18 protein-coding genes are annotated in these 19,467 nt (G+C 45.8%); 14 read left to right on the top strand and 4 right to left on the bottom strand.

Annotation, left to right across the window (positions count from 1 at the left end):
* The first annotated feature begins 173 nt into the window (after window positions 1–173).
* The 11 genes from GZN30_RS11935 to GZN30_RS11985 all read left to right on the top strand — a co-directional run bounded on the left by GZN30_RS11935 (window position 174) and on the right by GZN30_RS11985 (window position 12,357).
* Window positions 174–2,000, top strand: a complete 1,827-nt coding sequence (locus GZN30_RS11935) for a DUF294 nucleotidyltransferase-like domain-containing protein (protein ID WP_075649469.1) — start codon at window positions 174–176, stop codon at window positions 1,998–2,000.
* 11 nt (window positions 2,001–2,011) lie between these two features.
* Window positions 2,012–2,644 (top strand): 3'-5' exonuclease, encoded by a 633-nt coding sequence (locus tag GZN30_RS11940; protein WP_075649470.1) that lies wholly within the window; start codon window positions 2,012–2,014, stop codon window positions 2,642–2,644.
* Window positions 2,645–2,869: 225 nt separating this feature from the next.
* Window positions 2,870–4,822: an acetate--CoA ligase gene (acs, locus tag GZN30_RS11945; protein ID WP_075649471.1), complete on the top strand. Its 1,953-nt coding sequence runs from the start codon at window positions 2,870–2,872 to the stop codon at window positions 4,820–4,822.
* A gap of 293 nt (window positions 4,823–5,115) precedes the next feature.
* Window positions 5,116–5,565 carry a type II 3-dehydroquinate dehydratase gene (aroQ, locus tag GZN30_RS11950; RefSeq protein WP_075649472.1) on the top strand — a complete coding sequence of 150 codons (450 nt, stop codon included), beginning with the start codon at window positions 5,116–5,118 and terminating at the stop codon, window positions 5,563–5,565.
* Between the two features lie 59 nt (window positions 5,566–5,624).
* Window positions 5,625–6,083: an acetyl-CoA carboxylase biotin carboxyl carrier protein gene (accB, locus tag GZN30_RS11955; protein WP_075649473.1), complete on the top strand. Its 459-nt coding sequence runs from the start codon at window positions 5,625–5,627 to the stop codon at window positions 6,081–6,083.
* Between the two features lie 14 nt (window positions 6,084–6,097).
* The gene (gene accC / locus GZN30_RS11960) at window positions 6,098–7,441 is read left to right on the top strand and encodes an acetyl-CoA carboxylase biotin carboxylase subunit (protein WP_075649474.1); all 1,344 of its coding nucleotides are present in this window, start codon (window positions 6,098–6,100) and stop codon (window positions 7,439–7,441) included.
* Between the two features lie 108 nt (window positions 7,442–7,549).
* A complete protein-coding gene (gene prmA, locus GZN30_RS11965) occupies window positions 7,550–8,437 on the top strand; it encodes a 50S ribosomal protein L11 methyltransferase (RefSeq protein ID WP_075649475.1) in 888 nt (295 codons plus the stop codon).
* Between the two features lie 139 nt (window positions 8,438–8,576).
* Window positions 8,577–9,545 (top strand): tRNA dihydrouridine synthase DusB, encoded by a 969-nt coding sequence (gene dusB, locus GZN30_RS11970; protein ID WP_075649476.1) that lies wholly within the window; start codon window positions 8,577–8,579, stop codon window positions 9,543–9,545.
* 23 nt (window positions 9,546–9,568) lie between these two features.
* Window positions 9,569–9,865 (top strand): DNA-binding transcriptional regulator Fis, encoded by a 297-nt coding sequence (gene fis, locus GZN30_RS11975; protein ID WP_000462885.1) that lies wholly within the window; start codon window positions 9,569–9,571, stop codon window positions 9,863–9,865.
* A 310-nt stretch (window positions 9,866–10,175) separates the two neighbouring features.
* A complete protein-coding gene (gene adhP, locus GZN30_RS11980) occupies window positions 10,176–11,192 on the top strand; it encodes an alcohol dehydrogenase AdhP (RefSeq protein ID WP_075649490.1) in 1,017 nt (338 codons plus the stop codon).
* A gap of 181 nt (window positions 11,193–11,373) precedes the next feature.
* The gene (locus GZN30_RS11985) at window positions 11,374–12,357 is read left to right on the top strand and encodes a sensor domain-containing diguanylate cyclase (protein ID WP_075649477.1); all 984 of its coding nucleotides are present in this window, start codon (window positions 11,374–11,376) and stop codon (window positions 12,355–12,357) included.
* 15 nt (window positions 12,358–12,372) lie between these two features.
* Here GZN30_RS11985 and zntR read toward each other — a convergent pair whose 3' ends face one another.
* On the bottom strand, window positions 12,373–12,810 hold the full coding sequence (zntR, locus tag GZN30_RS11990) for a Zn(2+)-responsive transcriptional regulator (protein WP_075649478.1): 438 nt from the start codon (window positions 12,808–12,810) through the stop codon (window positions 12,373–12,375).
* Between the two features lie 261 nt (window positions 12,811–13,071).
* Between zntR and purH the strand changes: the two genes are divergently transcribed.
* Together purH and purD are read left to right on the top strand one after the other, a co-directional pair.
* The gene (purH, locus tag GZN30_RS11995; protein ID WP_075649479.1) at window positions 13,072–14,664 is read left to right on the top strand and encodes a bifunctional phosphoribosylaminoimidazolecarboxamide formyltransferase/IMP cyclohydrolase; all 1,593 of its coding nucleotides are present in this window, start codon (window positions 13,072–13,074) and stop codon (window positions 14,662–14,664) included.
* 282 nt (window positions 14,665–14,946) lie between these two features.
* Window positions 14,947–16,236 carry a phosphoribosylamine--glycine ligase gene (gene purD / locus GZN30_RS12000; protein ID WP_075649480.1) on the top strand — a complete coding sequence of 430 codons (1,290 nt, stop codon included), beginning with the start codon at window positions 14,947–14,949 and terminating at the stop codon, window positions 16,234–16,236.
* A 56-nt stretch (window positions 16,237–16,292) separates the two neighbouring features.
* Here the strand turns inward: purD and GZN30_RS12005 are convergent, their stop codons facing one another.
* Together GZN30_RS12005 and hupA are read right to left on the bottom strand one after the other, a co-directional pair.
* Complete coding sequence (locus GZN30_RS12005) at window positions 16,293–16,988, bottom strand: DUF1481 domain-containing protein (RefSeq protein WP_075649481.1); 696 nt, start codon at window positions 16,986–16,988, stop codon at window positions 16,293–16,295.
* A gap of 46 nt (window positions 16,989–17,034) precedes the next feature.
* Window positions 17,035–17,307 (bottom strand): nucleoid-associated protein HU-alpha, encoded by a 273-nt coding sequence (gene hupA / locus GZN30_RS12010; RefSeq protein ID WP_075649482.1) that lies wholly within the window; start codon window positions 17,305–17,307, stop codon window positions 17,035–17,037.
* A 351-nt stretch (window positions 17,308–17,658) separates the two neighbouring features.
* Between hupA and GZN30_RS12015 the strand changes: the two genes are divergently transcribed.
* Window positions 17,659–18,762 carry a CNNM domain-containing protein gene (locus GZN30_RS12015; protein ID WP_075649483.1) on the top strand — a complete coding sequence of 368 codons (1,104 nt, stop codon included), beginning with the start codon at window positions 17,659–17,661 and terminating at the stop codon, window positions 18,760–18,762.
* Window positions 18,763–18,816: 54 nt separating this feature from the next.
* Here GZN30_RS12015 and GZN30_RS12020 read toward each other — a convergent pair whose 3' ends face one another.
* Window positions 18,817–19,404 (bottom strand): YjaG family protein, encoded by a 588-nt coding sequence (locus GZN30_RS12020; protein ID WP_075649484.1) that lies wholly within the window; start codon window positions 19,402–19,404, stop codon window positions 18,817–18,819.
* Window positions 19,405–19,467 lie beyond the last annotated feature (63 nt).

Here is a 19,467-nt window from a genome sequence, read left to right on the forward strand (position 1 = left end):
AAGACATTAAGCTGACGATATTATCCACGCAACTGGAATGGATAAAAAGGGAACATTCAAAAACACGCATTTCCTCTTTGCAAAGATGGACTTTGCTTCGACCAAAGTCGTCTGGCGAAAATGGCGCGATTTGTCACACTAGACGATAGTTCGATTGTCTTTGTAGGTGCGCTATGCCAGATAAATTCAACATGCAATCTCCCCCATTTGACCGACTCGATGAAGCCCAGCAACAAACCTTGAGAGCTTCACTGGATGTCGCCTATTTTCGTGGGCGAGATACCATCCTCAAAAGTGGGACGACCAGTCGACACCTGCACATTTTGATCAAAGGGGTGGTTGAAGAACAATCCAGTGATGGTAAAGAGATCTTTGCCCACTACGCGAATGATGATCTATTCGATGTACGCGCTTTATTTGAGGGAGAAGCGCGCCACAACTACATTGCGCTTGAAGATACGCTCTCCTATTTACTGCCTAAAGAAGTATTTCTCGACTTGTATGAACAGAACGGTCAATTTGCGGCGTACTTCGATAATAACTTATCAAAACGCCAAGCTTTAATTGAGGCGGCTCAACAGCAGCAAAACCTCGCCGAATTCATTCTGACTAAAGTCGATAGCGAGATCTATCATCCACCGCGCATTTTGAAATATGACCAACCATTGGATGAGGTCACGCGGTTTCTGAAATCTAATGCGGTCGATTCTGCATTAATTGAATTGGCAGACGATGACCAACGCCGGCAAGCGCACCCTAACGAACTACCTTACGGCATTATTACCCGCACCAATATGCTGCATGCGGTCATGCTAGACCGTTTGCCACTTGATACCCCTGTGGGGGAAGTTGCCACTTTTCCTGTGATGCATGTTGATGAAGGGGATTTTCTATTCAATGCGATGATTTCCATGACGCGAAATCGCATGAAGCGTCTCATGGTGTGCGACGGCAATCAACCCGTCGGCATGTTGGATATGACGCAAATCCTCAGTGCCTTTTCGACTCACTCACATGTGCTCACCCTGAGTATTGCACGCGCCACCAGCGTCGATGAGCTGGCTATTGCCTCCAATAAACAGCGCCAACTGGTGGATAGCTTACTTAGCAACGGCATCCGTACTCGTTTCATCATGGAGCTCATTTCTGCGGTCAATGAACAAATCATCGAAAAAGCATTCGAGTTAGTTGTCCCTCCCGCCCTCCACGATCACTGTTGCTTGATTGTGTTAGGCTCAGAAGGGCGCGGCGAGCAAATTCTAAAAACCGATCAAGACAACGCCTTGATCCTCAAAGATGGTTTGGAATGGTCACAGTGTGGCAATGTCATGAATGAGCTGACCCATACACTGCAGCAGTTAGGTTACCCGCTCTGTCCTGGTAATGTCATGGTCAACAATCCAGAATGGGTCAAGTCGCAATCTGATTGGCAAAAGACCCTAAAACAGTGGTCGAAAGCCACCAATGCAGAGCAAGTGATGAAGCTTGCAATCATGGCAGATGCCCATGCGGTCGCCGGTAATGACGAGCTACTTAAACCAGTAAGTGAACACTTACATAGCATCATGTTTAACAACATGCTCACCCTACAGGACTTCTCTCGCCCCGCTCTGCAGTTTTCCTTGCCTCTGACACTCTTTGGCAACGTGAAGAATGATAAACAAGGGCTCGATCTAAAAAGCGGCGGTATATTCCCCGTGGTGCACGGCATCCGTACCTTAGCGCTTGAATATGGCATCAATGAAAACAACACCTTTGAGCGTATTGAAGCACTGCGTCATAAGAAAATACTCGAACCCGAGACAGCCGATAACCTCAATGAAGCGTTAAAGCTATTCTTTAAGCTTCGCCTTGCACAGCAACTATCAAACCAGCATAGCCACAATCGAATTGACCTCAAACAGCTCGACAGAAGCGAACGAGATCTGCTGCGCCACAGTCTGCATGTGGTGAAAAAATTCAAGCAATTCTTAGGCTATCATTATCAAATAAGAGATTAGTGAGGACGAGTATGAACTGGCTTCAAAGACGTTACTGGTACTACAAACTCAAAGGCTCTCCTTTTCAGCACTACTTTGGAGCTGTCGCTAAAGGTGAGTACGTCTCACTCGATTGTGAAACCACCAGCTTAGACCCTAATCGGGCTGAATTGGTGACCATCGCCGCGACTAAGATCATTGATAATCGCATTATTACCAGCCAACCCTTTGAGGTTCGCTTGCGTGCGCCTCAATCTCTCGATTCTGGCTCAGTAAAGATCCACCGGATTCGGCATAAAGATCTCGAAGATGGAATCGATGAAAAACAAGCACTGCTCAAGCTACTTGAGTTCATCGGCAATCGACCGTTAGTGGGCTACCACATTCGCTACGATAAAAAGATCCTCGATCTGGCATGTAAGAAGCAGCTTGGCTTTCCATTGCCAAATCCACTGATTGAAGTGAGCCAGATCTACCATGACAAATTAGAACAGCATCTGCCCAATGCTTACTTCGACTTAAGTTTAGATGCAATCTGCAAGCACTTAGACCTGCCCTTACAAGACAAACACGATGCGCTGCAAGATGCCATCTCTGCGGCGCTGGTCTTTGTACGATTGACCAAAGGCGACCTACCGAGTCTAAGTATTCCTTATCAGCGCTAATTGTTTGAATTCATTAATTGGGCGCTGAAATGCGCTCTCAATCACTCTCCCTATTGCGCATTAATCCTAAAGTCTAATTGAGAAAATGGGCGCTGTGATTGAAAGTTATAGCATTGCTAGGTTTGGGCAAGTTGGCTCAGAGCTAGAAGATTAAAGATGTGATTTTAAACGCTCACCCTACAACCTCGCGTTTAAATTATCGCTCAATTCACAAGGAGAGAAGCAATGAGTGAAGTCCACGTTTATCCGGTAAAAGAGAATATCAAAGCAACAACACATGCGGATAATGACACCTACCTTGCCATGTATCAGCAGTCAGTCTCAGATCCAGAAGGATTCTGGAGTGAGCACGGCAAAGTCGTAGATTGGATCAAACCGTTCACTAAAGTGAAAAGCACCTCGTTTGATACTGGTCATGTTGACATTCGTTGGTTTGAAGATGGCACACTTAACGTTTCTGCTAACTGTATTGACCGCCACCTTGCTGAGCGCGGTGATGACATCGCGATTATCTGGGAAGGCGATGATCCTGCCGATGACAAAACACTGACCTTCAACGAATTACACAAAGAAGTGTGTAAGTTTTCCAACGCACTGAAAGAGCAAGGCGTACATAAAGGCGATGTTGTTTGTCTTTATATGCCAATGGTTCCAGAAGCCGCAATTGCGATGCTAGCTTGTACCCGTATTGGCGCAGTCCACACTGTGGTATTCGGCGGCTTCTCTCCTGAAGCACTCTCTGGTCGTATCATCGACTCCGATGCAAAGGTCGTGATCACCGCTGACGAAGGTGTGCGTGGCGGTCGTGCCGTTCCACTGAAAAAGAACGTTGATGAAGCACTGACTAACCCAGAAGTCACGACGATTAAAAAAGTGATGGTTCTGAAACGCACCGGTGGCGATATTGACTGGCATGAACATCGTGATGTTTGGTGGCATGAAGCAACAGCTAACGCTTCTGAAGTTTGCCCGCCAGAAGAAATGAAAGCCGAAGATCCACTGTTCATCCTTTACACCTCGGGGTCAACAGGTAAACCTAAAGGCGTACTGCATACCACTGGTGGTTACTTGGTTTACGCAACCATGACGTTTAAATACGTATTTGATTACCAACCAGGTGAAACTTTCTGGTGTACGGCGGATGTGGGCTGGATCACCGGTCATACTTACCTAATCTATGGTCCACTAGCCAATGGTGCGAAAACAATCCTATTTGAAGGTGTGCCAAACTATCCAAACACTGCTCGTATGAGTGAAGTGGTAGATAAACATCAAGTGAACATTCTTTACACTGCACCAACGGCTATCCGCGCACTAATGGCGAAAGGCAACGAAGCGGTTGAAGGCACTTCTCGCTCTAGTCTGCGTGTTATGGGCTCGGTTGGTGAGCCAATCAACCCAGAAGCGTGGGAGTGGTACTACAAAACCATCGGTAATGAAAAATCACCGATCGTTGATACTTGGTGGCAAACTGAGACTGGCGGTATCTTGATTGCTCCACTACCAGGCGCCACCGATCTGAAGCCGGGTTCGGCAACACGTCCATTCTTCGGCGTACAACCGGCACTTGTCGACAACATGGGTAACATCATTGAAGAGACAGCAGCTGAAGGTAACCTAGTGATTCTAGATTCATGGCCAGGTCAGATGCGTACCGTATATGGTGATCATGAACGCTTTGAGCAAACGTACTTCTCGACCTTTAAAGGCATGTACTTTACCAGTGATGGCGCGCGACGTGATGAAGATGGTTACTACTGGATCACTGGCCGTGTTGATGACGTACTGAACGTATCGGGGCACCGTATGGGTACCGCCGAAATTGAATCAGCACTGGTTGCACACGACAAGATTGCCGAAGCTGCGATTGTTGGTATTCCTCACGATATCAAAGGTCAAGCTATCTACGCTTACGTGACGCTCAATGATGGTGAGTTCCCATCAGCAGAGCTGCACAAAGAAGTTAAAGATTGGGTGCGTAAGGAAATTGGTCCAATTGCAACACCAGACGTGCTGCACTGGACAGACTCTCTACCGAAAACGCGCTCAGGTAAGATCATGCGCCGTATCCTGCGTAAGATCGCCACGGGTGACACCAGTAACCTTGGTGATACTTCAACCCTTGCGGATCCAAGTGTGGTAGACAAACTTATCGCAGAAAAAGCCGAATTGGCGTAATTTCCACCAATAACTGCTAAGGCCGTCACTGAGTGACGGCTTTTTTTGTGTTCAGATCTGATTATTTGTCGCCTATTTGACTTTTCTACATGGCTTTTCTGTTATCTCTGTTACAGAAAATACAAGCAATTGTGGGTGATTAGACCAGTAAATTGCTGCTAATTGCGCTGAATTAGCTATAATCGTGGACGATTTTTTTAAAATCGCTCGATTTGCACTGAAAAATCGCGTTGATTTATCGTATATTAGGAAACCGACTCGTTTCACTCACGATAAAGGAAGATAGCCACATAATGTCAGCAAAATCACGAATTCTACTTCTGAACGGTCCGAACCTTAATTTATTAGGGCTTCGCGAGCCTGCACATTATGGGTCGCAAACACTCGACCAAATCGTCGCCACTTTGACGCAACAAGCGGCAAATGTGGGCGTTGAACTCGAGCATCTTCAATCCAATCGCGAATATGAGCTAATTGAGGCGATTCATGCTGCATACAACCAAGTGGATTTTATCATTATAAATCCAGCGGCATTTACTCACACCAGCGTAGCGCTGCGTGATGCCTTACTTGGCGTAGCAATCCCATTTATAGAAGTACATTTGTCCAATGTGCACGCCCGAGAACCATTTCGACATCACTCATACTTGTCTGATAAAGCACAAGGCGTGATATGTGGTTTAGGTGCACAAGGCTACGAATTTGCATTGTCTGCCGCGATCAAGCAACTGCAGGCAAAGTAACCTAACACTCTGCAACCCTCGCGGGTTGTCTTACTCACAAGATAAAAGAGAAAGCAAACATGGATATCCGTAAAATTAAGAAGCTGATTGAATTAGTAGAAGAGTCTGGCATCGCTGAGCTAGAGATTTCTGAAGGTGAAGAGTCAGTACGCATCAGTCGTCACGGCACAGCAGCTCCTGTACAAGCAGCACCGATTCAATACGCAGCAGCACCTGCTCCAGTGGCAGCACCAGTAGCGGCGGCTCCAGTTGCAGCAGAAGCAGCGGCTCCAGCAGCGCCTGCGGGTCACCAAGTTCTTTCTCCAATGGTTGGTACTTTCTACCGCTCTCCAAGTCCAGACGCGAAATCTTTCATCGAAGTAGGTCAAAGCGTTAAAGCTGGCGATACTCTATGTATCGTTGAAGCGATGAAGATGATGAACCAAATCGAAGCAGATAAATCTGGTGTGGTAACTGCAATCCTAGTAGAAGATGGTCAACCAGTAGAATTCGACCAGCCGCTAGTAGTAATCGAATAATCGAGGCTGAAGCTATGCTAGATAAATTAGTCATCGCGAACCGAGGTGAAATTGCACTTCGTATTCTTCGCGCATGTAAAGAGCTAGGCATCAAAACCGTAGCGGTACACTCTACGGCTGACCGCGACCTTAAGCACGTATTGCTTGCAGATGAATCAATCTGTATCGGTCCTGCGCGCGGTATTGATAGCTACCTAAACATTCCACGCATCATTTCAGCGGCTGAAGTGACTGGCGCAGTAGCGATTCACCCAGGCTACGGCTTCTTGTCTGAAAACGCAGACTTTGCAGAGCAAGTTGAACGTAGTGGCTTTATCTTTGTTGGTCCAAAAGCGGATACCATCCGCATGATGGGTGACAAGGTTTCAGCTATCAACGCAATGAAAAAAGCGGGCGTTCCATGTGTACCTGGTTCTGACGGTCCACTAGACAACGATGAAGTGAAGAACAAAGCTCACGCAAAACGCATTGGTTACCCAGTAATCATCAAAGCGTCTGGCGGCGGCGGTGGTCGTGGTATGCGTGTTGTACGTAGCGAAGCTGATCTAACTCAAGCTATCGCAATGACGCGCGCAGAAGCAAAAGCAGCCTTCAACAACGACATGGTTTACATGGAGAAATTCCTAGAAAATCCTCGTCACGTTGAAGTTCAAGTGATTGCTGACGGTCAAGGCGGCGCAATTCACCTAGGTGAACGTGACTGTTCAATGCAACGTCGTCACCAAAAAGTGGTTGAAGAAGCTCCAGCCCCAGGCATCACGGAAGAGATGCGTAAGTACATCGGTGAACGTTGTACTCGTGCTTGTCTTGAAATCGGCTACCGCGGCGCTGGTACGTTCGAATTCCTATACGAAAACGGCGAGTTCTACTTCATCGAAATGAACACTCGTATTCAGGTAGAGCACCCAGTAACTGAGATGGTCACTGGCGTTGACCTAATCAAAGAGCAGCTACGTGTTGCCGCAGGTCAACCACTGTCATTCACTCAAGATGACATTAAGATCCGTGGTCATGCGATTGAATGTCGTATCAACGCAGAAGATCCTGAGCGTTTCCTACCTTCTCCAGGTAAGATCGAACGTTTCCATGCACCTGGCGGCATGGGCGTACGTTGGGAATCTCATATCTACTCTGGTTACACAGTACCACCTCACTACGACTCAATGATCGGTAAGCTGATCACTTACGGTGAGAACCGCGACGTAGCCATCGCACGCATGAAAAATGCACTGGGTGAGATGATTGTAGAAGGCATCAAAACAAACGTGCCGCTACAAATTTCAATTATGAATGACGAGAACTTCCAACACGGTGGTGCAAACATCCACTACCTAGAGAAGAAGCTTGGTCTGCAATAATCGCCTCGCTTAATCGCGTTAAATGCCCACATTACGTGGGCATTTTTGCTTCTGGCTGCTAAACTCTGCGCCAATATTCTGATTCAACCACGTTAAGAGCACATACTCATGCCTTGGATTCAAATCAAACTCAATGCGACCAATGAAAACGCCGAAATGATCGGTGACATGCTAATGGAAGAGACTGGCGCGCTATCCGTAACCTTTTTAGATGCGCAAGACACACCAGTATTTGAACCTCTACCAGGTGAAACTCGCTTATGGGGTGATACCGATATTCTGGCACTGTATGATGCCGAAGCTGACACTCAGTTTGTTTTAAACCAAATCAAAGCAAGCAATATGCTCGCGGAAGACTTTGCTTACAAAGTTGAGCAAATCGAAGATAAAGACTGGGAACGCGAATGGATGGATAACTTCCACCCAATGAAATTCGGTGAGCGTCTATGGATCTGCCCAAGCTGGCGTGAAATCCCAGAGCCAGATGCCGTCAATGTTATGCTCGACCCAGGCCTTGCTTTTGGTACAGGTACTCACCCGACAACTGCGCTGTGTCTTGAGTGGCTAGAAGGTCTCGATCTACAAGGCAAAACGGTTATCGACTTCGGCTGTGGCTCAGGCATCCTCGCGATCGCGGCGATCAAACTTGGTGCTGAACAAGTTATCGGGATCGACATTGATCCTCAAGCTCTACTCGCGTCTAAAGATAACGCCGAGCGTAATGGCGTGGCGGAACAGCTTGAAGTTTTCCTTCCTCAAGATCAACCTGAAGGTCTAATCGCAGATGTGGTAGTTGCTAATATTTTGGCAGGCCCATTACGTGAACTGGCTCCAATCATTAAAGGTTTGGTCAAAGAAAATGGTTTGTTAGCAATGTCGGGCGTTTTAGATACCCAAGCGGAAGATGTGGCTGACCATTACCGTGACGAGCTTCACATTGATCCAATTAAAGAGCAAAGTGAATGGTGTCGCATCTCAGGTCGCAAGCAAGGCTAGACAAGGTTTTTGCGGCTAATAGACTGAAATTTAAACAAATTAACAAAACAATTTGTAAATGCTCAAATATTAGTCTTTTCACGCAGTGAAAAAATGCGTAAAATGCGCGCCCTTGCTGGTACAGAACTGTGAAGACGTTTTGAAAATAGGTAATTATCAACTTAAGAACAAACTAATCGTTGCTCCAATGGCGGGCGTTACGGATAGACCTTTTCGAGAGTTGTGTCTCCGATATGGCGCGGGTATGGCCGTCAGTGAAATGATGTCGTCGAACCCAAAGCTTTGGAAGACTGCGAAATCAAAACAGCGCATGGTACACGAAGGCGAATCGGGCATTCGTTCGGTACAGATCGCAGGCGCTGATCCCCAGCTTATGGCTGAAGCAGCTCAGTTTAGTGTTGAAAACGGTGCGCAAATCATCGACATCAATATGGGCTGCCCAGCTAAAAAAGTGAATAAAAAGCTAGCCGGCTCTGCATTACTTAAGTATCCAGATATCATCGAAGATATTCTGAAAACGGTAGTCAATGCAGTCGATGTCCCTGTGACATTGAAAACCCGTACTGGCTGGGACCCAGAAAACAAAAACTGTGTCTACATCGCTAAATTAGCCGAAGACTGCGGCATACAGGCTTTAGCCCTTCATGGGCGCACTAAAGCGTGTATGTACAAAGGTGAGGCCGAATACGACAGCATCAAGGCGGTAAAACAAGCTATCTCAATTCCGGTTATCGCTAACGGTGATATCGATAGCCCTGAGAAGGCGAAATTTGTACTGGATTATACCGGTGCAGACGCTCTGATGATTGGACGCCCTGCCCAGGGTCGTCCTTGGATTTTCCAGGAAATCCAGCACTATTTGGAAAACGGCACCGTGATGTCGCCCCTTCCTCTTGAGGAAGTGAAAGGCATTATGCTTGGTCATGTGAACGCTCTACATGAATTTTATGGAGAGTTCTTAGGCCCTCGCATTGCTCGTAAGCATGTGGGTTGGTACCTAAAAGAGCATGAGCAGGCTAACGAGTTTCGCCGTACCTTCAACGCAATCGACCTTGCTGCAGAGCAACTTGAGGCGTTAGAAGGTTATTTTGATAACGTTGCACCATAATTACGAGAAGAGCTAGACCGAATATGTTCGAACAAAATCTAACTTCAGAAGCATTAACAGTAACTACAGTAACTTCACAAGATCAAATCACGCAAAAGCCACTACGTGATTCTGTTAAAGCGTCTCTTAAAAACTATCTTGCTCAATTAAACGGTCAAGAAGTTACAGAACTATACGAATTAGTTCTAGCTGAAGTTGAACAGCCACTACTAGACACCATCATGCAGTACACTCGCGGTAACCAAACTCGCGCAGCAACTATGATGGGCATCAACCGCGGTACTCTTCGTAAGAAACTGAAAAAATACGGCATGAACTAATCTTTGTTGGTTCATCATTAATTAAGAGGTCATGTTAGCAATAGCATGACCTTTTTTCTTTTCTACGCTTTAAACATTGATAAATCACTCACCGGAACTCCCATCACTTCTAGCACGTAAATCCATACATTTTGTGCACTCTTTTCTCAACTCGGCGTGATTAACGACTCGATCGCAAAACGAAAGCCAACATTTACATTGAATAATTCTCATTTAAGGCGAAGCTTTTTATTAATCGCACAAAGGTTTGTCAGACCCGAACAATCAGGATTGGTTGTCGGCTAATTAAAACAAACGGAGAATAACAATGATGAAAGCAGCAGTAGTAAGTGAATTTAAAGGACCACTGGTCATTAAAGAAATTCCACTACCAAACGTGAAACCACGCGACGTCCTCGTCAAAGTCCATGCCTGTGGTGTCTGCCACACCGACTTGCACGCTTGCCATGGCGACTGGCCTGTTAAGCCGAAAATGCCTCTGGTACCAGGTCATGAAGGCGTAGGGGAGATTGTCGAGGTTGGCAGTGAAATCCATCACCTAAAAGTGGGCGACCGTGTCGGTGTCCCATGGTTATACAGTGCTTGTGGTCACTGTGACTACTGCTTAGAAGGTCAAGAAACGCTCTGTCTTGACCAGCACAATGCCGGTTACTCTGTCGATGGTGGTTACGCTGAATACTGCTTAGCCAATGGCGAATACGTGATTAAGATTCCAGATGGTTTGAACTATGTGGATGCCGCACCTCTATTTTGCGCTGGTGTGACCACTTACAAAGCGCTGAAAGTCACAGGCGTTAAACCTGGGCAATGGGTTGCAGCAATTGGTGCTGGCGGTCTTGGTCACCTCGCGATTCAATACGCCGTCGCAATGGGAATGAATGTTATCGCTGTGGATACTGGTGATGAAAAACTTGCGTTGGCAAAAGAGCTTGGTGCGCAGCACACGATTGACTTTATGAAAGAAAGCCCATCAGAACGTATCCGTGAAATCACCAATGGTGGTGTCCATGGTGTGGTCTGTACCGCAGTGTCTCAACCTGCGTTTAAAGAAGCTTATGCTTCGATTCGTCGCGGTGGTGCTTGTGTATTGGTTGGGCTTCCACCAGAAGAAATGCCAATCCCTATCTTCGATACGGTACTTAATGGTGTCAAAGTCATTGGTTCAATCGTAGGAACACGTAAAGATCTGCAAGAGTGCTTACAGTTTGCCGCGGAAGGTAAAGTCAAAGCCATAACTCAAGTAAAACAGCTAGAAGATATAAACGATATCTTTGCGGATATGGAGAAAGGTGAAATAACCGGTCGTATCGTCATGGATCTGAGCTAGTCACTCTCCCCAAGCAGGCAGCCATATCACTGCCTGCTTAACGTTTTAATGCCGCGACCTTGGCAAAATCAACCCCATCCTACCTTCTTACTAGTGAGCTATCTATTTATAAACACAATTGTCATATGCAAATAATCCGTTACAATGCTCGGTTCCAACTTTGATAAGAGATAGACATCGCATGGTAAAAAATAGAGAGGAATGGCTAGATTTCATTCTCAATGCCTTACCTGATCATGTCTTTATCTTAGATGAAGAAGGAAGCTACGTTGATAGTTACGGTGGGCACTACTACGCTGCAAATTTTAATGCCAAAAGTTACATCGGTCTCAAGTTAGACCAGGTGCTCTCTGCAAGTAAAGCTGCCGAACTACAAACTTATATCGATCAGGTTATTGCCTCTAAACAGACGCAAGTCGTCCGCTACAGCATCAAGCTACAAGATCATCTTCTGCTTTCTCTTGAAGACCTGCAAAATCCAGATCTACCAGAAGAAAGCTGGTTTGAAGCCATCATCAATTATGTTGAGCCATTAAACCACCAGCAACAAGTGATGTGGTCTGTCCGCAATGTCACCCAAACTCACCTACTCGAGAAGAAGCTCAAAAAACTCTCTGAAACCGATGAGCTTACCGGCGTACTCAATCGCCGCGCATTTCTCTTAGAACTAGAGCGTGAGTTTGAAAAGCAACAACTGCAGGAACGTCATCTCGTGTGCTTGATGATCGATATTGATCACTTCAAAGAAATCAATGATATGGTCGGTCACCTATCCGGTGATGAAGCAATCAAGCACGTTGCAGAGATCTGTCATAAACAAATTCGTAGCAGCGATCATATTGGTCGTTTAGGCGGCGAAGAATTTGGGGTAGTGCTCAGTAATACCAACGCAATTCAAGCATTTGATATTGCTGAACGCATTCGCTCTTCTATCCGTTCGACCGCGTGTCTGGTTGATGATCAGGAAATATTCCCGACAGTGAGCATTGGCATCGCAGAGTGCACCCAAGAAGTGGGCTCGGTGAAAGCGCTATTAATCAACGCAGATAAAGCCATGTACTATTCAAAACGCATGGGCCGAGATCAAGTCACTATTTATCATGATAATCTGCCCGATCTAAAAGTACACTCAGCAGCCAAATCACAAATTCTGCGCGCTTGCTAATTGGCAATTCAACCACTATCCGTGGTGATGACAACAACCTTCACTCTTTTCCTCGCTCGCTAAAGCGCCAAGAATAGAACAGTGGCTGGCATTGTCATCAACATCGCCACAACACGCATCATTAATCTTTTTCAAAGCGGTTCGAATCCGAGTTAACTCTTCAATTTTCTCGTCAATTACTTGCAGTTTCGCGGTGGTGATCGCTTTGACTTCGGCGCAACTATGCTCAGTGGCCTCGAGCTTGATCTCAAGCAGTTCTTTGATCTCTTCCAAACTCAAACCCAAGTCTTTCGCTTTAAGCACAAATGCCACTTGTTCTTGGTTTTTTTCACTATATAAACGATAACCAGATTCACTGCGCCCTGCCGGTTTTATCAAACCATTTTTCTCATAAAACCTAAGCGTATCCGTCGTTACACCACAGCGTTTTGCCAATTCTCCAATCTGGAACATAACTTTTCCTATTAACCCTTTCGTTACTTATCACGTTAAAGATGATGGAAATTACAATTATTTTTGCGATGCCAAACGATTGCGCGAGCTTTTTTGTAATAAATTAGTTAGAATGTGCGCCATCAAATTCAGAGCATCGCAAATGCTCTTTGAAATGGCAAAAGGTCTTTACCAAAACTGGCCAATATTCTAACTGTAGTTAGAAACAAGTTCATTTTTGGCAAGCATCTTTTAATTCGTGAATTTGAGGAAAATGGAAGCATGAATAACGCTCGTCCTATTCGCCGCGCGCTTATCAGCGTATCAGACAAAACAGGTATTGTTGAGTTTGCTCAAGCTCTAGCTGAGCGTGGTGTCGACATTCTGTCGACTGGTGGTACTGCTCGCCTATTGGCTGAAAAAGGTATCTCAGTAACAGAAGTATCTGATTACACTGGTTTCCCAGAGATGATGGACGGTCGCGTTAAGACCTTACATCCAAAAGTTCACGGTGGCGTCTTAGGTCGCCGCGGTCAAGATGATGACGTAATGGAAAAACACGGCATCAATCCAATTGATATGGTTGTCGTCAACCTCTACCCATTTGCTGAGACTGTAGCGAAAGAAGGCTGCACGCTTGCTGATGCGGTTGAGAACATCGATATCGGTGGTCCAACGATGGTTCGCTCAGCCGCGAAAAACCACAAAGATGTGACGATTGTTGTTAACGCCAACGACTACAATCGAGTTATTGCAGAGATGGACGCCAATGAGTCATCACTAACACTAGAAACTCGCTTTGATCTCGCGATTGCGGCTTTCGAGCATACAGCAGCCTATGACGGCATGATTGCCAACTACTTCGGCACTATGGTTCCTTCCTATGGAGAGAACAAAGAAGGCGACGAAGAAAGTAAATTCCCTCGCACATTCAACCAGCAATTCATTAAGAAGCAAGATATGCGTTACGGTGAAAACAGTCACCAAGATGCCGCATTCTATGTTGAAGAGCATCCACAAGAAGCTTCGGTCGCAACCGCCCGCCAAATCCAAGGTAAAGCGCTTTCTTACAACAACATCGCCGACACTGATGCCGCATTAGAATGCGTCAAAGAATTCAGTGAGCCAGCATGTGTGATCGTAAAACACGCCAACCCTTGTGGTGTTGCGCTAGGTAAAGATATTTTAGAAGCCTACAACCGCGCTTACCAAACCGATCCAACGTCTGCATTTGGTGGCATCATCGCATTTAACCAAGAGTTAGATGCCGCTACCGCCTCTGCCATCGTTGAACGTCAGTTTGTTGAAGTAATCATCGCTCCATCAGTATCCGCTGAAGCAATCGAAGTGGTTGCAGCGAAAAAGAATGTTCGCCTTCTAGAGTGTGGTGAGTGGTCAACGCAAACCACTGGCTTTGACGTGAAACGCGTAAACGGCGGCTTACTAGTTCAAGACCGAGACCAAGGCATGGTGAGCCTGGGCGATCTAAAAGTTGTCTCAAAACGTCAACCAACGGAAGAAGAACTAAAAGACGCACTGTTCTGCTGGAAAGTAGCGAAATATGTCAAATCGAACGCGATTGTTTACGCTAAAGGCGATATGACGATTGGTGTTGGCGCTGGTCAAATGAGCCGCGTCTACTCAGCGAAAATTGCCGGCATTAAAGCTGCAGATGAGGGGCTAGAGGTTGCTGGTAGCGTTATGGCATCGGATGCTTTCTTCCCATTCCGTGATGGCATTGATGCGGCAGCAGAAGCGGGCATCAAGTGTGTGATTCAACCAGGTGGTTCAATGCGTGATGACGAAGTTATCGCAGCAGCCGATGAACATGGTATGGCGATGATCTTTACCGGCATGCGTCATTTCCGCCACTAATTTCCTCTTTGTAATTGGCACTGTGGCGTTGTTAGCTGCTTTCGTCCACCCCGGTCACATAGCGGACTATGCTCCCGGGGATGGGCTCAATTGCTGCCTAGCCACATCACCAATTACTTTGAGCAAGACTTATAATTTTGTTTTTTAAATATTCCGATATTTGAAATACGTAGAGCAAGTCAGTGACTTTAGTTCAAGAAAAATACGCGGAGCTTATAACCATAAGTGAGCATGTTTGACACAGAAATAAAGGCACTGAAGCAGCTATAAGGATTTTAAAACATGAATGTATTGATTATTGGTTCGGGCGGTCGTGAACATGCACTGGGTTGGAAAGTCGCACAAAACCCTAACGTAGAAACAATCTTTATTGCCCCAGGTAACGCAGGCACCGCTCTTGAGCCTAAGCTTGAAAACGTCAACATCGGTGTAGAAGACATTGATGCCTTAGTTAATTTCGCCAAAGAAAATTCAATTGAGCTAACCATCGTTGGTCCTGAAGCACCATTAGTGATTGGTGTGGTAGATGCGTTCCAAGCAGAAGGTCTTGCGATCTTTGGTCCAACTCAAGGCGCTGCGCAACTAGAAGGTTCTAAAGCCTTCACTAAAGATTTCTTAGCTCGTCACCAAATCCCTACTGCCGCTTACGCTAACTTCACTGAAATCGAGCCAGCACTAGCCTACGTTCGTGAACAAGGTGCGCCTATCGTGGTGAAGGCAGATGGCCTCGCGGCGGGTAAAGGCGTGATTGTGGCAATGACGCTGCAAGAAGCAGAAGATGCGATTCAAGATATGCTGGCTGGTAATGCATTTGGCGATGCGGGTAGCCGTGTAGTAATCGAAGAGTTCCTTGACGGTGAAGAAGCGAGCTTTATCGTGATGGTCGATGGTGAGAATGTTCTTCCAATGGCCACCAGCCAAGATCACAAACGTGTCGGTGATAAAGATACTGGACCAAACACTGGGGGGATGGGGGCTTACTCACCAGCTCCTGTAGTCACCACTGAAATCCACGACCGCATTATGGAAGAAGTGATTTACCCAACGGTTCGCGGCATGGCAGCCGAGGGCAACCCATACACCGGTTTCCTATATGCTGGACTAATGATCGATAAAGATGGCACTCCAAAAGTAATTGAGTACAACTGCCGCTTTGGTGACCCAGAGACTCAACCAATCATGATGCGTATGCAATCAGATATGGTTGAACTGTGTCTTGCTGCGCTAAACAAGAAACTTGACCAAGTTGAATCGAAGTGGGACCCACGCGCATCGATTGGTGTTGTGCTCGCTGCGGGTGGTTACCCAGCCGCTTACAACAAAGGTGATGTCATTTCAGGCTTACCACAAGTCGAAATTGAAGGTGAGAAGGTCTTCCACGCAGGTACCGATAATAACGCTGGTGATATCGTGACAAACGGTGGTCGTGTACTTTGTGCAACGGCTTTAGGCAATACGGTTTCTGAAGCCCAAAAACGCGCCTACGAGCTTGCTCAGCAAATTAGCTGGAAAGGTATGTTCCATCGTAATGACATAGGTTATAGAGCGATTGAGCGCGAAAATAACGCATAATCATGGTTCTAATAGCTGTTTATGTAAAAAGGCGCTCATTGAGCGCCTTTTTACATCTATTCTTCGAGGAGCTTCGGTTGCTCAATACAAGATTGGTTATCGTCTCTGAGCATCAGAAGGTCTTCAATCACCAACTCATCGCCTTCTCTACTGCCAACAAATGCGACAAAGCTGTCAATGTCGGCTAAACGGTCAACGACGAAGCTAGGTAAACTCTGATTAAATGCGAGTTTGTGATATTCCTCTCCCGTGCAAGTCTCAAATTCATTACCATCCCAGTAACCTTGGATTAATTCAAGACCGTCTTTCTGCTGTTGCTTGGTTTTCTTCGCGACGTTATTGGCTTCGTCCATTAATTGACTAAGCATATCATTTTTTATCGGCAGCACTTTACCATCGAGACGGTACTGCTGATAAACCGCTTCACCTTGCAAATTGAAGCGCACGTGCAATTTGTAAGGCACTAAACCTTGATTGCCTTTCAGTTGCTCACCTTCACGAATCAACTCTCGTACCGTTCCCTCTTCCCAACGATATTGACTCTGATACCAGCCATAATCGCCAGCAACCACATAGTCAGCGCCACTCAATGGGACTGCTAACCTATCGGTAAACCAATACAGGCTTGCAGCATCGCCCATGCTTTGACCACCAGAGCTATTTACTGTGGTTTCAAGAGTAGTATTTGAGATATCAGCTGAGCAGCCGAGAAGAAAAGAAGTGATTAGTGAAGGTAGAAGAAATTTTTTCATAGAGTTTTGCAAACGCCAAGGCCAGTTTGACCTTGGCGTTATTTTATTATTTCACTGCGTCTTTAAGTGCTTTACCAGCAACGAAAGCAGGAACGTTTGCAGCTGCGATTTGGATCTCAGCACCAGTCTTAGGGTTACGACCAGTACGTGCTGCACGGTGGTTTACTTTGAATGTACCAAAACCAATTAGTTGAACTTGGTCACCCTCTTTAAGTGCGCCTGATACGCCTTCAAGAGTTGCTTCAAGAGCAGCTTTAGCTTGTGCTTTTGATAGGTCTGCTTTCTCAGCGATAAAGTCGATTAATTGGGTCTTGTTCATTAGGTTTCCCTTCTCATATGTTATCGAATTCAACTCACTCTAAAACATAAATGCCCCATCTGGCAAAGGTTTGTAAGCATTCTTTCGCTTTAATGCGTGACTTTTAACCATATTATGAGTATTAACTCACAAATTGTTGCTGGTTGAGTCATAATCAATACTTGTTTTTCAACCAATTTAACCTTATTTATAAACCGCTCAAGTCATGTGAAGCCTGATATTACGGGGCTTGAGCGATGACAAAATACACACACCAATAATGCCCAGGTATACCGAACGTGCTCTCATTAAGATTACTGATAGCATTTCGCAGCAAAATTAGGTCGTGGTAATAACTTTTATAGGAACAATATGTTGCTGCTAACTATATACGTCACTGTCGCGATTGGCGTATCTTTTATCTGTTCAGTTCTCGAAGCGGTCTTACTAAGTATTACTCCGAGCTTTATTGCTCAAATGCGCCAACAAGGACATCCTTCAGCGGATAGACTCACGGCTTTGAAACAGGATATCGACCGCCCACTAGCTTCTATCTTGACGCTTAACACTATTGCTCACACTATCGGTGCGGCAACAGCGGGTGCGCAAGCTGCGGTGGTATTTGGTAGTGAATGGTTAGGTGTATTCTCAGGCGTCCTAACGTTAGCAATTCTAGTGCTTTCTGAAATCGTACCAAAAACAATCGGTGCGACATACTGGCGTCAGCTTGCTCCGTTTGCCGCAACCACTCTGCGCTGGATGGTGTGGCTACTGACTCCGTTTGTTTGGTTCTCAGAACAGATTACTAAGCGTCTTGCGCGTGGTCATGAAGCACCAAAAATGCGTGATGAATTATCAGCAATGGCTTTACTTGCAAAAGAAAGCGGTGAGTTTGCTGAAGGTGAGTCTAAAATCCTGAGCAACCTACTGGGCATTCAAGATGTACCAGTAACTCAAGTGATGACACCACGCCCAGTGGTATTTCGCGTTGATGCAGAGATGACGATCAAAGAGTTCTTAACTGAACACCGTGATACGCCATTCTCACGTCCATTGGTTTACAGCCAAACTAATGACAACATCGTCGGTTTTGTACACCGTCTTGAGCTATTCAAACTAAAACAGTCTGGTAGCGGTGATAAGCAGCTTGGCGCTGTAATGCGTCCTGTGCACGTTCTACTGAATAACATGCCATTGCCTAAGGCATTTGACCAAATGCTGTCTAAGCGCCTTCAGCTTGCGCTAGTAGTCGATGAATACGGCACGGTACAAGGTCTACTGACACTAGAAGATATTTTCGAGCATTTAATCGGTGAAGAAATTGTCGATGAAGCAGACCGAGCAACAGACATGCAAGAGCTTGCTTTTGAGCGCTGGGAGAAGTGGAAGAAACAGCACGGTGTGATTGAAAGCCGTGATGACGACGAAGACGATGCGAAAGAAGAGTCTGAATCATTAGACAAAGACAAGTCATAATCGAATCATTATAGAAAGACAAAAGGGAGCAAATGCTCCCTTTTTTAATATCGATTAAAGACCAATACCAATGTTACTCACGCCTTCATCTTTCAATTCTGCGCGCAGATCCTTAATTAAATCAATATCGCGCTCTTCTGCGTCTTTTAAAGGACGGAAGATAGCCCACTGCACATCCCACTCTGCACATACAGCTTCGTTGTCTTTCTGATTTTCATCAGTAATCTCAATACCAGTCTGCGCTTCTTCTAATTGCGCGACAGTCACTACTGATTGCTGACTGACTTTCTGCATGCTTTCGAAAAGGTCATCACGATCCAAAAGACCATGGATCATGGTAGACAAAGCAACACAAGCATCAATGGCAGGGTAAACACCGTAGAAGTCAAAATCTTCTGAGCTTGGGATAATCTCTTCTAACTTCTCCAGTTGGCGCTCAAAGTTAACCTTTGCCGTTTTTACTGTAAGCTGTTCCCAGATACTATCTAGAATATCACGGTAAGTGCGAGCAGGAGCAAACTGAGTGTTTTCACAAAACATTGCGTAGTTTGGGTACATACGCTCACACAGACAAGCCATGAAGGTTATCTGTTTCCAAGGTTCTAACTTCTCAAGACGAAGCTGAAGTGGGTTTCTTAGCATAATGGCTCAATTGGTTGCAGAAAAATACAGCGGCAGTTTACTTGATAACCAGCAGGGAAAAAA

The organism is Vibrio ponticus, assembly GCF_009938225.1.
In the GTDB taxonomy this organism is placed as follows: domain Bacteria; phylum Pseudomonadota; class Gammaproteobacteria; order Enterobacterales; family Vibrionaceae; genus Vibrio; species Vibrio ponticus.

Coding starts and splice junctions, on each gene's coding strand:
- GZN30_RS11935 (WP_075649469.1), top strand. CDS start 174: ATGCCAGATAAATTCAACATGCAATCTCCCCCATTTGACCGACTCGAT.
- GZN30_RS11940 (WP_075649470.1), top strand. CDS start 2,012: ATGAACTGGCTTCAAAGACGTTACTGGTACTACAAACTCAAAGGCTCT.
- acs (WP_075649471.1), top strand. CDS start 2,870: ATGAGTGAAGTCCACGTTTATCCGGTAAAAGAGAATATCAAAGCAACA.
- aroQ (WP_075649472.1), top strand. CDS start 5,116: ATGTCAGCAAAATCACGAATTCTACTTCTGAACGGTCCGAACCTTAAT.
- accB (WP_075649473.1), top strand. CDS start 5,625: ATGGATATCCGTAAAATTAAGAAGCTGATTGAATTAGTAGAAGAGTCT.
- accC (WP_075649474.1), top strand. CDS start 6,098: ATGCTAGATAAATTAGTCATCGCGAACCGAGGTGAAATTGCACTTCGT.
- prmA (WP_075649475.1), top strand. CDS start 7,550: ATGCCTTGGATTCAAATCAAACTCAATGCGACCAATGAAAACGCCGAA.
- fis (WP_000462885.1), top strand. CDS start 9,569: ATGTTCGAACAAAATCTAACTTCAGAAGCATTAACAGTAACTACAGTA.
- adhP (WP_075649490.1), top strand. CDS start 10,176: ATGAAAGCAGCAGTAGTAAGTGAATTTAAAGGACCACTGGTCATTAAA.
- GZN30_RS11985 (WP_075649477.1), top strand. CDS start 11,374: ATGGTAAAAAATAGAGAGGAATGGCTAGATTTCATTCTCAATGCCTTA.
- zntR (WP_075649478.1), bottom strand. CDS start 12,810: ATGTTCCAGATTGGAGAATTGGCAAAACGCTGTGGTGTAACGACGGAT.
- purH (WP_075649479.1), top strand. CDS start 13,072: ATGAATAACGCTCGTCCTATTCGCCGCGCGCTTATCAGCGTATCAGAC.
- purD (WP_075649480.1), top strand. CDS start 14,947: ATGAATGTATTGATTATTGGTTCGGGCGGTCGTGAACATGCACTGGGT.
- GZN30_RS12005 (WP_075649481.1), bottom strand. CDS start 16,988: ATGAAAAAATTTCTTCTACCTTCACTAATCACTTCTTTTCTTCTCGGC.
- hupA (WP_075649482.1), bottom strand. CDS start 17,307: ATGAACAAGACCCAATTAATCGACTTTATCGCTGAGAAAGCAGACCTA.
- GZN30_RS12015 (WP_075649483.1), top strand. CDS start 17,659: ATGTTGCTGCTAACTATATACGTCACTGTCGCGATTGGCGTATCTTTT.
- GZN30_RS12020 (WP_075649484.1), bottom strand. CDS start 19,404: ATGCTAAGAAACCCACTTCAGCTTCGTCTTGAGAAGTTAGAACCTTGG.